This window comes from Shewanella sp. AC91-MNA-CIBAN-0169, assembly GCF_040310165.1.
Classification (GTDB): Bacteria; Pseudomonadota; Gammaproteobacteria; order Enterobacterales; family Shewanellaceae; genus Shewanella.
Genome location: NZ_JBEOPM010000025.1, coordinates 20,796 through 35,629, shown reverse-complemented (window position 1 = coordinate 35,629; position 14,834 = coordinate 20,796). Strand labels below are relative to the sequence as shown.

11 protein-coding genes are annotated in these 14,834 nt (G+C 40.6%); 8 read left to right on the top strand and 3 right to left on the bottom strand.

Translation table 11 applies throughout. The annotated features are described in order from the left end of the window. The first annotated feature begins 76 nt into the window (after positions 1 to 76). Together AAEY98_RS17980 and AAEY98_RS17975 are read left to right on the top strand one after the other, a co-directional pair. Positions 77 to 1,624: a methyl-accepting chemotaxis protein gene (locus AAEY98_RS17980; RefSeq protein ID WP_182744384.1), complete on the top strand. Its 1,548-nt coding sequence runs from the start codon at positions 77 to 79 to the stop codon at positions 1,622 to 1,624. A 550-nt stretch (positions 1,625 to 2,174) separates the two neighbouring features. Next, a complete protein-coding gene (locus tag AAEY98_RS17975) occupies positions 2,175 to 3,755 on the top strand; it encodes a BCCT family transporter (RefSeq protein WP_182744383.1) in 1,581 nt (526 codons plus the stop codon). Positions 3,756 to 3,833: 78 nt separating this feature from the next. On the opposite strand, the gene AAEY98_RS17970 is transcribed toward AAEY98_RS17975, so the two are convergent. Both AAEY98_RS17970 and AAEY98_RS17965 read right to left on the bottom strand, forming a co-directional pair. Then, positions 3,834 to 4,550, bottom strand: a complete 717-nt coding sequence (locus AAEY98_RS17970) for a 3'-5' exonuclease (protein WP_101088459.1) — start codon at positions 4,548 to 4,550, stop codon at positions 3,834 to 3,836. Positions 4,551 to 4,560: 10 nt separating this feature from the next. Continuing rightward, positions 4,561 to 6,438 carry a DUF294 nucleotidyltransferase-like domain-containing protein gene (locus tag AAEY98_RS17965; protein WP_101088458.1) on the bottom strand — a complete coding sequence of 626 codons (1,878 nt, stop codon included), beginning with the start codon at positions 6,436 to 6,438 and terminating at the stop codon, positions 4,561 to 4,563. A gap of 1,027 nt (positions 6,439 to 7,465) precedes the next feature. Here AAEY98_RS17965 and AAEY98_RS17960 point away from each other — a divergent pair. Further along, positions 7,466 to 8,437, top strand: a complete 972-nt coding sequence (locus AAEY98_RS17960) for a DnaJ C-terminal domain-containing protein (RefSeq protein WP_351018601.1) — start codon at positions 7,466 to 7,468, stop codon at positions 8,435 to 8,437. Between the two features lie 2 nt (positions 8,438 to 8,439). After that, complete coding sequence (locus tag AAEY98_RS17955; RefSeq protein WP_101088456.1) at positions 8,440 to 8,757, top strand: chaperone modulator CbpM; 318 nt, start codon at positions 8,440 to 8,442, stop codon at positions 8,755 to 8,757. Positions 8,758 to 9,180: 423 nt separating this feature from the next. On the opposite strand, the gene AAEY98_RS17950 is transcribed toward AAEY98_RS17955, so the two are convergent. Then, positions 9,181 to 9,438, bottom strand: a complete 258-nt coding sequence (locus AAEY98_RS17950; protein WP_351018598.1) for a hypothetical protein — start codon at positions 9,436 to 9,438, stop codon at positions 9,181 to 9,183. Positions 9,439 to 10,191: 753 nt separating this feature from the next. On the opposite strand from AAEY98_RS17950, the gene proV reads away from it, so the two are divergent. The 4 genes from proV to proX (AAEY98_RS17930) all read left to right on the top strand — a co-directional run bounded on the left by proV (position 10,192) and on the right by proX (AAEY98_RS17930) (position 14,708). Further along, the gene (gene proV / locus AAEY98_RS17945; protein ID WP_351018656.1) at positions 10,192 to 11,418 is read left to right on the top strand and encodes a glycine betaine/L-proline ABC transporter ATP-binding protein ProV; all 1,227 of its coding nucleotides are present in this window, start codon (positions 10,192 to 10,194) and stop codon (positions 11,416 to 11,418) included. 26 nt (positions 11,419 to 11,444) lie between these two features. Then, positions 11,445 to 12,296, top strand: coding sequence for an ABC transporter permease (locus AAEY98_RS17940; RefSeq protein ID WP_101088453.1), 852 nt, complete (start codon positions 11,445 to 11,447; stop codon positions 12,294 to 12,296). Beyond that, positions 12,293 to 13,327 carry a glycine betaine/L-proline ABC transporter substrate-binding protein ProX gene (gene proX / locus AAEY98_RS17935; RefSeq protein ID WP_162022988.1) on the top strand — a complete coding sequence of 345 codons (1,035 nt, stop codon included), beginning with the start codon at positions 12,293 to 12,295 and terminating at the stop codon, positions 13,325 to 13,327. The genes AAEY98_RS17940 and proX (AAEY98_RS17935) overlap by 4 nt, the downstream gene beginning before the upstream one ends. Before the next feature lie 346 nt (positions 13,328 to 13,673). Next, positions 13,674 to 14,708, top strand: coding sequence for a glycine betaine/L-proline ABC transporter substrate-binding protein ProX (gene proX / locus AAEY98_RS17930; RefSeq protein WP_351018595.1), 1,035 nt, complete (start codon positions 13,674 to 13,676; stop codon positions 14,706 to 14,708). Positions 14,709 to 14,834: the final 126 nt, after the last annotated feature.

Below are 14,834 nucleotides of genomic sequence, written 5' to 3'. Positions count from 1 at the left end.
TAACGCTTAGACCAAAGTCGATAGCCAACAATGACATAGAGAGTGCTAATCTGAGTAAAAATGGATTGGAGTATTCATGCTAAATAGAATGATTTTGATTAATGGTTTAGTGGTATTTGCCATCACTGTACTGCTGAGTTATTTAACCTTACCTCCTTGGCTGTATGCATTATTGATCGCACTCGCGTCCGTAGCCACGCTACTGCTTACCCACAAAAAACAAATAAGCCCAGAAATCCTTGAGTCATCTCAACAAGATGAGCATGTTGCGAGTGGTATCAGCAAAGCCGCCACTCGAATTGCTATTGGTGGGGCTGAAGTGTCATTTTTTATTGAAAACCTAGCACATGCAATGGGTTTGCAAGTTAAGCATGTTCAAGAAATATCAGAGCGTGCGGGTAATTTAGAGCAAGGTGCTCAACAACTGTTAGGCCAATCAGCCAAAGTACGTTTACTGGTTGAAGAGGCAAATACCCAAGCTTCAAGCTACGCCAAAGAAATAAAACAAGTTGATGAACAACAACGCAGCTTGTCTACTGAAATTGAATCAACTGCAGTGTTATTAATAGAACTTAACAACAAAGCAAACGCTATAAGCAGTATCACCGACACTATTAATAAACTATCTGATCAAACCAATATGTTGGCACTCAATGCTGCAATTGAAGCGGCTAGAGCTGGTGAACAAGGCAGAGGATTTGCCGTGGTTGCCGATGAAGTTCGTAATCTGGCACATAAAACGGCTGAAGCAACGCAAGGTATAGAATCATTGCTGTCAGAAATTGGTGAAAATAGCATTCAATCTGTACAAGCAATGCAACGAGTCAGTGACATGGGGGGAAAACTCTCTCAGCGTATGAATGAGATTTATATTCTTACAAAGGCAAGCCAAGAAAGCATGGCCGATGCAGCAAGCGAAATGCTGCAAATGGATCAAACTGTAGGTTTTACCGTTGATAACACCAATGGCATAGGTGCCAATATTGAAGGAATAGGGGCCTCTATACTCAAAGTTGATACCGATTTAATAGAAGCTTCAGATCGAGTTCTTGAGCTTAGTGGCTTTGCCGAACAGATATTTCGTCATTTACAAAGTTTCGATTTATCGGATAAACACGCAATTATCGCTAATGTCGCACTCAATGCTGCGGCTGATGTCGGAGCGATTTTTGAAAATGCTCTGTTAAAAGGTTCACTCACACAAGCCCAATTATTTGACTCAAATTACCAGCCAATCCCTAAAACCGACCCTCAAAAATTTACCACTGGTTTTGACCGTTTTACAGACTCCAATTTACCTAGCATTCAAGAGGCCATTTTAAAAAATAATACCGATATTATTTATGCCGGAGCTGTAGATGTAAGAGGGTATTTCCCTACCCACAATATCAAATTTTCTCAGCCTTTAAGCGGAAACCGGGAGCAAGATCTTGCTGGTAATCGCACCAAACGCATTTTTAATGACCCTACAGGAAAGCGATGCGGCAACAATACTGAAAGTTTTTTACTGCAAACATATAAGCGTGATACCGGTGAGGTGATGCATGATCTCTCTGCTCCAATTTATGTTAACGGCAAACATTGGGGAGGATTTAGAATTGGTTACAAGGCCGAAGAGTCATAAATAATTAGCTCTATCCGGCTAATTTTTATGATTTTATGAGTATGTAGCCAACGAAACTTAACACAGGGGAATCATGTTTTTCATTCATTGACTAATTTCTAACATGAACAGCAATCTAAATTCACTTGTTGTGCGTTATTAACAATCAACATTACCAGCATAAAAAATCAAGTAAGCTAAAATTATTACCTTGTAGAAACCGCCCATAAACATACCGTTTATTCATATCGGTAAAAACATTATCTTTAACTTATTAGTCTTTAAAGGCTAGCTTAGTTAAATATTTAGGCTTTTCTGTTTAAGGCTAAAAACTGCAACAAAAGTGATCGCAAAATTAGCCTGTTAATAGCTGTTATTTATGTTCGTGTTTGGTGAAGCGAAAATACAGAATGTGATATATAAATATATGATTATTTATATGTTTTTTATTTTTAAATTAACCTGATTTTGAAATAAGCCTGAAATCACGAGCCGATTTTGTTAAAATCTTTGCCTGAAGATGCAATCGAGTATCAATTTAATAGGGCAAGGCGGCTCTAATTGAGGTTTTATGAAGATAAATAAGGACAAATACAGTATAGATAACTCCGATTATACTGTCGGGCAAGATAACATTCAAAAATGGGGTTTTGATATACATAACCCTGTATTTGGAACGAGTGCAGGCTTAATCGCTATTTTTTTAATTGCCATTTTAATTATCGACCCGGCAACATCAAAAGAATTTTTAGATGGTATGAAATGGCAGATAATAAGTGCATTTGACGGCCTCTTTATGTGGTCTATGAATCTATTTGTGATCTTCTGTCTGGCATTAATTGTTTCACCTTATGGTAAAATTCGCCTAGGTGGTGACGGCGCAAAAGCCGATCATTCAAGACTTTCCTGGATAGCGATGCTTTTTGCTGCAGGTATGGGTATTGGTTTGATGTTTTGGGGCGTTGCAGAACCGTTAGCGTATTACACCGGCTGGTATGAAACACCACTGAATGTGGTCGCCAATACCCCGGCAGCAGCAGAGCTTGCACTGGGTGCAACTATGTTCCATTGGGGATTACACCCTTGGGCGGTTTATGGCGTAGTCGCCTTATCGTTATCTTTCTTTGCGTACAACAAAGGCTTACCGCTTTCCATACGTTCTGCTTTTTATCCTATATTAGGCGACCGTACCTGGGGTTGGCCCGGACATGTGATTGATGTTTTAGCTGTAATCGCCACATTATTTGGTTTGGCAACATCACTCGGTTTAGGTGCTCAACAAGCTGCGGGTGGTTTCCAGCACGTGTTTGGTATTGAAGGTGACCTATCCTTGCAAATCACTATTATTGTTGTAGTGACCATGCTGGCTATTGTCTCTGTGGTACGCGGGCTTGAAGGTGGTGTTAAAGTAATCAGTAACGTCAATATGTTACTTGCTGTTGTTTTAGTTGTCTTTGTTGCGCTTGTGACCGCTGCTGTTTCTATGGGCACTATTCCTACCACAGTAATGGGTTATGTTAAGAATATCATTCCCTTGAGTAATCCAATTGGTCGTGAAGATGAAGCTTGGATGCACGGCTGGACCGTGTTTTATTGGGCATGGTGGATTTCATGGTCTCCATTTGTGGGTATGTTTATTGCTCGTATTTCTCGTGGCCGTACGGTACGTGAATTTCTTACCGCAGTATTAATTATACCAACATCAGTGACTATCTTATGGATGTCAGTATTTGGTGGTGTCGCTATTGACCAAGTTGTCAATGAAGTCGGCATATTAGGCAGTGAAGGACTAACGGACGTTCCGCTTGCTATGTTCCAGATGTTTGATGCACTGCCATTAGGCAATATTTTATCAATGATAGCTGTGCTACTGGTACTGGTTTTCTTTATTACCTCTTCCGATTCCGGGTCGTTGGTGATAGACAGTATTACTGCCGGTGGTAAAATTGATGCGCCGATCCCACAACGTATTTTTTGGGCTACAATTGAGGGTGCTATCGCAGCGGTATTACTCTGGGTTGGTGGCACTCAGGCGATTGAGGCATTACAAGCAGGTGCCATTTCGACGGCCTTACCCTTTACCATTATTTTATTGGTAATGTGTGTCAGTTTGTTGATGGGCATGCGCACTGAAAAACATAATAAAAACTAGTTTTTATTTGCTACAAAAAAGCCGATGATTGATTCATCGGCTTTTTTTTAAGCATAATTTTTGTTCAATCAAAGCACATTACAACCATAATTTGTCAATCGCAGTGTCTGGACTAAAATGATATTTAATTTGAGCCTGCAGTAACTCTGCGGTGGCAATTGCATCGGTTAACGCATCATGAGGGGCATAAGCAGGTAAGTGATAACGTTCACGGCTATTGGCAAGCCGAATTGATTCTGTGCGCTTTCTTTTAAATAAATTAAGCAACCCTTGTGACTTCGCCCGTTGCACATTAGCCTCAATCTGCATGGTATCGATAACCGGAAACACAATACCTTCATTAATTAACATGCGTAAAGTGTGGTCAAGAAAATCACGCTCAATATGCCGATAATGCACCACCACAACTTTTCCTGCCAATTCATTTAAAAGCTGTTCCAAAATCAACAACAAATCTGGCGCACCTTGTAAATCTGAGTGGGTAATACCGTGAATAATAATTGAGTTTTCTTGTAATTTATCTATAGGGTTGAGATACCATTTTTTTGCTTTACTACAAAAAATTCGCTGTAAATTAAATGGCACTAGCCCAATACTAATGATGCTGTTTTGCTGTGAATCTAAACCGGTAGTTTCAAAATCCAATGCGACAAACTCAATATCACTTAATGGTGTTTCATTGTGATAAGTACCTGCATGATAAAAATCATGCAGGCGTTTATCTTTACTGTTATTGGCTTTTAATTCTAGAAAGGCTTGCCAGTTTAAAATTTCCTGGTCGCTGAAATTAGTCATGAGTTAACCTTTAAAGTTTGTTAGAACTGTAGCGATATTTTAAAAAGTTTTGCGCATTGCTTAACACTAAAAAAGCATCTTTAAGGTTGCGTCTTTCAAAATCAGACATACTTTCGGGTTCAATATTATTATCAGGCTCAATCCCAGACTCTATGTCTGTTGACTGATGACGCAAACGAACCAAAGAAATAAGCTCCATGGCATGTTGTAAATCTTCGCCCTTGGATGTAGGCAGAATACCCGAATCGATAATGTCTTCTAAACGTTCAAATGAGTTTTGTGATTGTGAGCCGATGGCTAGGGCATGCACTCGGATCAAATCGGCCAATGGCGCAGTACCACGGCGTTTTAAATTGATAGAGTTATTATGACGACCATCTTTTTCCATCACAAAATCTTTAAAGAATCCCAGAGGTGGTTTTCGGTTGAGGGCATTGTGTGCTAAACAGGCTAAAAAGCGGTTGTTTTTCTTGGCTTTACTTAAGATAAAGGCATTGAGTTGTTCGGCCCATTTTATGCGACCATACACCCCCGTAAGATCAAAGAAAATAGAGCAGTTTAATAAGGCTTGAGGGTTGGGGTTTTCTATCCAGTCACCGAAACATTCTTCCCATTGTTCGCGTGTTTTACGGTATTCAGGGTTACTTGCCATAATATCACCGGTGCAGTAACTGTACCCGCAGGCAGCTAAACCATCACAAACAAAATCTGCTAACTTTTCAAAATATGCTCCATGCAACGCAACGTTATAGCTATTATCCAGGATAATAGCATTATCCTGATCGGTCACCATTAGCTGTTCATCTCGAGCCATCGAACCCAGAGCTAAGAAGCAATATGGAACAGGTGGCGGGCCGAACTTTTCTTCTGCAAGTTCTAATAAACGCTGCTTAAAGTTACGACCGATTTCAGACATTGCCCGTCCGACCATGTGTGAATTGGCGTCTTCGTTAACCATGCGTACAAAACAGTTTTTTAACTCCGCAGAAAGCAGCACTAAATCTTCGCTACTTTTTTGCTGGAAGATACTGCTTACAAATAACAAACTATTTTGCGATTCGTAGCGAATGATATCCGCAACTTCAATCAGACCAATCGGTTTCTTATTTTTTAGAATGGGCAGATGATCAATATTGTTGCGCAGCATAAGCAACATCGCTTCAAAAATATACGCGTTGTGATCCAGCGAAATTAAATCGGTCGACATGACTTGTGAAATAGGATTATCAACACTTACCCCGGCTGCAATGACCTTAGCGCAGAGATCATGTTCGGTAATAATACCAACGAAACTGCTATCTTGTTGATCATCTATATCTGGGTCATTAATTAATACCGCAGATATATTCTCTTCGGCCATAATTTTGGCCACAGCTTGTATGCTGCTATTACAGGACAGAACCACAGGCTCTCTGGTAACTAAGGTTTTTACTTTGGAAGTGGTCAGTGCATTAGCATCATCGGTTTTTCCTTTTACCGCTTGTTTTAAACGGGTGGAATCCTCAGCTTCAACAAAATCAGCAAAATCATCATAATTCTCGCACAAATCATTGAATACCGACTCAGGAATACAGTATACCAGCGTATCTTTTACCGCTTTGGCTGGGAAGCGCACTTTATTATTGGTTAACAAGCCCATTTGTCCAAATAACTGCCCCTGGTCTAAACGATTATAAAGTTCACCTTTACGGCGATATAACTCTACGACTCCGCTGCGGATCATATATAGCTCTTTAACGTTGTCATTAAAGTTAACAATCATGCTATCTGTGCGGTAATAAGAAATCTCAACACTTTTAGCAACGTCAATTAACACTTGTTCTGGAAGCTGATCAAATGGGGCGTACTGAGCAATAAAGCTCTGAATTTCGAGTACTTCGGCTGTCATGAATAGACCTGCTAGTTGGTGATGACTGGAGAATTGTTAATATCTATTTAGCTATCATACGAGTGAAAATTGCTATTGTGTTCGAATATATAGCGGTTGCTGAGGCCATTAGTTACCTTTACGTGTTAACCAGTAATGATGGTGGCCTAGCCAAGACGAACGATAATCTACTTATGTTATTAGCCATAGTAGCACTGCTGTTCTGATATTGTACCCAAAGCATTTCTGTGTGGTTAGATATTGAGTTAATTTGGTGAAACAAGTGACATTGCTGAATATTGTCATCAATGATGACATTTACTGTTCGATTTTAATAAGGCAATTTTATAAATTCCAGCCTAAGTGGTTAATCTATCCATACTTATTCGTGCGTAATTAACGCCATAGAAGCTAAAAATACGAATTTTCTCTGAGGATAAAGGCTGTTCATGAAGCAGAGTCTCTTATTATGTGAACATCGATATAAGGTTGGAGAACGTAATGTAATTCGATAGCAAACGCAGCACTCGAGGTGCCAGTTAATTTAAGTGCAAGACTAAGCAAGACTAAGCAAGACTAAGCAGCACAATCTAAGTCAATTTATTGATATTTATCAACATATATAGCCCGAGATGATGGGCGTGTTATCCATTTTGGCTGAATATTTTACAGATCAAATTTATGCTGCTGACACCATGTTTTCATGCCGTTGTGTAAGGTGTCATCGTGTTCAAAAATGGATGATAGTACTGCTATTGTGTCATTGAGTTAGCTTTATATTGTTAACTAAGCTTGGCACTTTTGTGAATGAAGTTAAGGCATCGTGTTTAGGATATAAATCCATTTCATAGGGCTATGCTGATGTAGTGTTATTTAAAGGAGAGATGTTTTTTAATCAATTAATGCTCATTATCTAAACTGACCATACTGTAATAGAGTTGATCAAGATCAAGCGTATAGTTTGTCTGTGGGCCTAAACTGATTACTGTAGATGGGTTAAAAGCTGTTTATTGATCCGTTGCAAACTTGCTCTCTGTGAGGGGATAAAATGAATTTTAAAGACTATTACACTGTATTAGGCATAGACCCTAAAGCGAATGATAAAGCGGTAAAGGTCGCTTATAAAAAACTCGCCGTGCAGTATCATCCCGATGTGAGTAAACATCCAGATGCAGAAGAAAAATTCAAAGAAATTGGTGAAGCCTATGAGGTGTTGCATAACACTAAAAAGCGAGCCGAATATGACGAGTTACGTCATCATCATCTTAATAGAACCCAAAATAGCTATGCCAATCAAGGTGGAGCGAATGGCGCCAGTCAAAATTGGGGACAACAGCAAAGCGATCCTCAAACCGATCAAGAATTTTCAGACTTTTTTAGTTCAATTTTTGGTTCAAGCCACGGTGGTTTTGAACAAGGTGGCCAACATAGGCAACGCCAAACCCAGCCCCCAAAAGGCCAAGATATTGAAATTGAGTTTCCGATGTTTCTCGAAGAAACATTGGTCGATACTCTTAAGCCAGTCGAGTTTACCTTACAACAACGAGAACCTAGCGGTCGTATCGTTGAGCAACCTAAATCGTTAAAAGTTAAAATTCTTGCTGGCGTTGTTAATGGCGAACGTATTCGCTTGAAAGGACAGGGCGGTCCGGGACCGACCAAGGCCGACAATGGCGATCTCTATTTACAAATTCGGTTTGTGCCTCATCCCATGTTTGATGTTGATGGCCGAGATTTGAGCATTGTTGTGCCAATAGCGCCATGGGAAGCCGTGCTGGGTACCAAGCTTAAACTGCCCACGTTAACCGGTCATATTCAGCTCACTATCCCTGCTAATAGTCAGTCAGGACAGCGATTACGTATAAAAGGAAAAGGCTTACTCAGTAAAAAAGTACATGGGGACTTATTTGCTGTACTCAAAATAGTCGTCCCGACATCACCAGACGAAACAAGCACACAATTGTGGACTGAATTAGCAGAGAAAAATAAATTCGACCCACGTGCCAGTTGGAGTAAATAACGATGCTGCAGATTAATATAAGCGAACAAGATTGTTGGTTGAGTAGTGATGAACTGTGTGAGTGCAGTGATATCAGCTCAGCCTTACTACTTGAACTTGTGGAGCACAGTATTGCGATTCCATTGCAGGGCGAGGTGATAGAAACATGGCAATTTAGTGTCGAGAATTTACATCAAGTTAAAAAAGCCACGCGCATTCAACGTGATCTGGCACTCGACTGGGGTGGCATTGGTTTAATTTTACAATTACTTGATGAAAGAGACCGATTAGATCATGAAGTCCATATGCTAAAACAGCAACTAAGTCGGTTTAAAATATAATGGCATATCGCTGACTATTGGATGTTAAGGCTCGTTACACTTCTCATTGGCAGTAGCGATTAAGCGGCAGCCTGATTATATAAGTACCGCGATTTAGGACTGTCATTTAATCAATGCTACCTAACTATCGTTATTTAAGCTGTTTATAAAGGTTTATTAACGTTCTTTGCCGCTAAAAAACCAATACAGCTAAAATACATAAAGCCGAATAATGACTGTTGATTGTGGCCTAATGACATTACTTGTGCTCATTTAAGTACAATGCCTCTGGCCATAAATGGGCTGTAGGCAATGCTTCTTCTACCGATTGTGCCGCATATAGGCATCGTTTAATAAAGGAACACAAATTCAGACAACCAAATCGATGACATCAATATAATAATGGATAATTACAGCGTTTGAAGTTGGTTTTTTGCAATGGTATTAATAAACAAGGTCAATGGTAAACAGACACAGATAGACGAGAAAGATACCAATAATAACGAATCTAAACCAGCGCGTAGCGGTGCTAAAAATATCCAATAGCGACATCGGAGTTACAATTAAAAACGCCGTATTATCTAGTTCTTTCTCACGAATAATTGCCGCTGATACAAACATAAACATCGTCATTGTTAGGATCACCGCAAGTAAGCTAGGCACATGGCGAATATCGCTATTATCAGCATCACCAAATATCATTATTTGCGGTTATAGAATTTTCACTATCATGTTAAATGTGATCCGATCCCGACTCTATAATCATCCTGTTTTTGTAATCATTCTAAATGGCTATAGACGAAGGTTGTAATTTGCTGTCATCGCTTACAACCCGCGATGACAGGGGTAACACTCATAAATAACCCATCAAACAGAGGGCGGGTGATGTGACTTGCTTGGCGAGGAGCATCAACGTAATTAATGTGACAAGAGAAACCAGAAAAACTCATGTAATACTTCTTAACAAAAGTATAAGCCAACAATAACGTTAGTGAGTCAAAGTAGTAGTGTAGTCGTACGATAAATATTCATAATCTAGCCATGAAAAGATAAGTCATCACTGCATAAAACACTTGATTCATGTGAATTAAAAAACAGCAAATTAATTCAGTTTCTGAAGCCTATAAATTTACTAACTAGCCAATTAACGATAAGCCTAAATGATTAACCACATAGTGCTTAGTTAACGAGGATGATGTAGACAACTAAATCAATAAATTACCCCTAACAAATATAAGGGTAATTTAGGTTTTATTTTTACAATTAAATTCAATGATTTATGTCTATTTCTGAAAACACTAACATTGACATGATTAGCGTTTAAGGACTACTGTATAAAATATATCGCGAAAGTGTGTGGTAAATATTTAACAGCGCAAAATTTATTCACGTGCTTTTTATGTAGCGTTAGTACAAAAAAGCAGAACGGCGTAAAAGAGCGTCATGGAAAATATTATGGAAAAAATAGTAATAAAAAATCTCTATAAGGTTTTTGGTTCTGAACCTCGCAAGGGGGTAAAATTACTTGAACAAGGGAAAAGTAAAGAAGAAATTTACGAACAGACAGGACTAACTGTTGCAGTTCAAGGTGCAAGCTTTACTGTGAACAAAGGTGAAATTTTTGTCGTGATGGGTCTGTCCGGCTCAGGAAAATCAACTCTAGTAAGAATGCTAAACAGGCTTATTGAACCAACGTCTGGAGAGGTGTTAGTTGATGGTCAAAATATCCTCAAAATGAATAAGGATGAGCTGGTAAAGTTTCGCAGAAGCAAAACCAGTATGGTCTTTCAGTCTTTCGCTCTTATGCCTCACCAAACAGTGTTAGAAAATGCTGCATTTGGACTCGAGCTTGATGGTATGGATAAGAAACAACGTGAAGAGCGAGCTCTAGATGCTTTAAAACAAGTCGGACTCGAAGGCTTGGAGAATGCATATCCCAAAGAGTTAAGTGGTGGTATGCAGCAGCGAGTGGGATTGGCGCGAGGCTTAGCGGTTGATCCTGATATCTTGCTCATGGATGAGGCATTTTCGGCGCTTGATCCTCTTATTAAGACAGAGATGCAAGATGAACTGCTTAAACTGCAAGACCGTCATGAGCGCACCATCATTTTTATCTCCCATGATTTAGACGAAGCATTACGTATTGGTGACCGAATTGCCATTATGCAGGGCGGCCGAGTTATCCAAGTCGGGACGCCAGAAGAGATTTTGCAAAATCCCGCTGACGATTATGTACGCGCTTTTTTCCGTGGCGTGGATCCAACCGGTGTTATCTCGGCAGGGGACATTGCCCGCGATAGCCAGCCAACGGTCGTTTGGCATACTAAAGCAGGTAGCCCACGAGCCACATTAGAAATGTTAAGTATTAAAGATCGCGAATTTGCCTATGTATTAGATTCAGAACACCGGTTTTTAGGTGTTGTCTCTTCAGATTCCCTGCGCGACGCTATTGACCAAGGAAATGGTACCAGCAAACTTGAGCATGCCTTTCTTGCAGAAGCTAAATCTGTTCAGGAAACCGATAGTCTTCAGGACATTTTACCTTTGGTAGCTTCTCATTCTTGGCCTATTCCAGTTGTAAACTCAGAAAATAGATATCGCGGAGTTGTTTCTAAAAATCTGTTTCTTCGTACCTTAAACCGTGCAGAGAAGGGGACTTATTTTGAGCAGTCAGCATCTTAGAATACTAGCTTCAGGAGTGTTATATCATGTTCAGTTTTAATGAAAGAGTTATTCCCTTAGATGCATGGATTACAAGCCTTGTTGACTGGTTGGTAGAAGGGTATCGATGGTTTTTCCAGATGATAAAATGGCCCGTAGATTTCATTTTATCGAGTGTATCAGATGGACTTCTGGCAACTTCACCTCTGCTTGTTATTGCACTGTTCGGCGTCATTGCTTGGCGGGTGTCAGGTTTCAAACTTGCTGGTTTTACGCTTGCATCGTTGATTCTCATTGGTCTGCTTGGTTTCTGGTCTGAAACCATGATAACCCTCGCCATGGTATTTTCATCTGTTGTGTTCTGCACCGTTGTTGGCGTGCCATTTGGTATATGGGCTGGACGCAGTGATCGTGTTAATAACATTCTACGACCCATTTTGGATGCGATGCAGACAACGCCAGCCTTTGTCTATTTGGTACCTATAGTGATGCTTTTTTCTATTGGCAACACTGCGGGTGTTCTTGCAACCATCATTTTTGCCCTGCCACCGTTGGTTAGATTAACCAGTCTCGGTATCAGGCAGGTACACCCAGAGTTAGTCGAGGCTGCGCTCGCCTTTGGGGCAACAAGCTCGCAGGTTTTACTTAAAGTTCAGATACCACTTGCTCTTCCGACCATCATGGCTGGTCTTAATCAGACCATCATGATGTCGCTCTCCATGGTGGTTATCGCCGCAATGATTGGCGCAGGAGGCCTCGGGGCACCTGTCGTTCTGGGCTTAAATACACTTGATATTGGTTTGGCCACGGTTGGCGGTCTTGCGATTGTTTTATTAGCAATCATTCTAGATAGAATCACCCAATCAATGGCAACCCCAAAAAATAAGGACGTAAAATGATACTTAAAAAAGTAATACTGGGCGCAGCTTTAGCTGCAATCACAATGACAGGGTCTGCAGCTCTTGCTGATACTCTCAAGCCAGGAGAAGGCATAACCGTTAAACCAGCTCGAGCGACATGGGACACCGGTTTTTTTCAGGAAGCGCTTGTACGACGAGGTCTTGAGACTCTTGGGTATGATGTGGAAAAGCCCAAAACGCTGGTGAATCCAATCTTTTACAAAACGGTCACTCTCGGTGATATTGATTATTGGACCAATGGTTGGTTTCCAATGCATAACGATCAATTACCGAAAAATTTTGATAAAAAAGCTGAAAAGATTGGTTATGTAATGAAAGCCGGTGGACTGGGTGGCTATTTAGTGTCTAAAAAAGAGGCCGATAAATATAATATTACCTCCCTTGAAGATTTTAAACGCCCTGAGGTGAAGAAAGCCTTTGATACCAATGGTGATGGCAAGGCCGATCTGACTGCGTGCCCTCCAGGCTGGGGATGTGAAAAAATAATCACCCATCATATGGACGTGTATGGTCTCAAAGATGCTATCAATCCAGTTAAAGCGGCATATGCAGCAGGAATGGCATCGGCGATGGCGGGTTATAAAAATGGTGGACCAATCTTCTTCTATACTTGGGCACCAAATTGGACCATTTTTAAACTAAAGCCAGGCAAGGACGTTGTGTGGATCAACGTGCCTGAAATCAATCCGACCAAAGCGCAAAGTTCTGCTGTTGAACGAATGACGATAAAGGGACTTGAAGGCGCAGTTTCTGACCCGGTAAAACTTGGTTTTGTTGCTTCTGACATCCAGGTCGTCGCCAACAAAAAATTCACCAAGCAAAATCCAGCAGCTAGGAAATTTTTTGAAGTATTTACCCTGCAGCTTGCCGACGTCAACGAACAGAATACTCGGATGAACGATGGCGAAAAGAGTGAACAGGACATTCAACGCCACGTTGATGCGTGGATTGCCAAAAACCAAGATCAATGGAACGGTTGGCTGACTGAAGCACGTAATGCTGCTAAATAGTCTCAACCTGCAATAGCTTATTGGTAACCCGGAGCACACATACCGTGCTTACGGGTTATTTTTATACAACCCCCCAAGTGTTTAGTAAAACGTATGCCAGCGCTTTCAAAATAGAGGACTAAGCTGATAGTGATTTAGCCCCTAAAGAGGCAATGATGTTTTTCAAAGGAACAAGCCTAAGTTCTTATCATATTTTTCAAAATACATTTCGAATTCAACATATTATTTAAAATATAATTCATAAAAAAATGAATGTGCTTATTTAAGTCCAAAGGTACAGGTCTATTATTGGTAATTATTTAAAGATAATGACCCAATCTATGGCAACAAAAAATAAGGAACGAAAATGATAATTAAGAAAGTAATAATGGGTGTCGCTTTAGCTGCAATAACCATGACAGGGTCTGCAGCTCTTGCCGATAATCACCAACCAGGTGAAGGCGTAACCGTTAAACCTGCGCGGGCCACGTGGGACACGGGATTTTTTCAGGAAGCGCTTGTACGACGAGGTCTTGAAACACTGGGGTATGATGTAGAAAAACCTAAAGATCTATCGAATCCGATCTTTTACAAAACCGTGACTCTCGGTGATGTTGATTATTGGACCAATGGCTGGTTTCCAAATCATGACAGCCAGATGCCGAAAGGATTTTATGACAAAGGTGAGAAAGTTGGTTTTGTGGTTAAGGCCGGGGGTCTGCAGGGCTATTTGGTGTCTAAGAAAGAGGCCGATAAATATAATATTACCTCCCTTGAAGATTTTAAACGCCCTGAGGTGAAAAAAGCCTTTGATACCAATGGCGATGGCAAGGCCGATCTGACCGCTTGCCCTCCAGGTTGGGGATGTGAAAAAGTCATCAGCCACCATATGGATGTATACGATCTCAAAGATGTTATTAATCCGGTGACCGCTTCATATGCAGCAGGAATGGCGTCAGCGATGGCGGGTTATAAAAATGGTGGACCAATATTTTTCTATACCTGGGCACCAAACTGGACCATTTTCAAACTGAAACCAGGCAAGGACGTTGTGTGGATAAACGTTCCTGAAATTAAGCCATCCGAAGCGCAACGTTCTGGTGTTGAACGAATGACGTTGAGTGGCATTGAAGGCGCGGTTTCTGACCCAGTAAAACTTGGTTTTGTTGTTTCTGACATCCAGATAGTTGCCAACAAAAAATTCACCAAGCAGAATCCGGCAGCAAGGAAATTTTTTGAGGTATTTACCTTGCCGCTTGGCGATATCAACGAACAAAACACTCGGATGAACGAAGGCGAAAAGAGTGCCAAGGATATTCAAGGCCACGTGGATGAGTGGATTACCAAAAATCAGGATAAATGGAACGGTTGGCTGACTGAAGCACGTAACGCGGCTAAATAGTCTCAACCAGCAGTAACTAATGGTAACCCGGAGCACACATACCATGTTTCCGGGTTTTTTAAAGATAAGACTGGTGTGTATAAAGACAATTTGACATATAACCACTACTTATCAATGAAGAGGTCA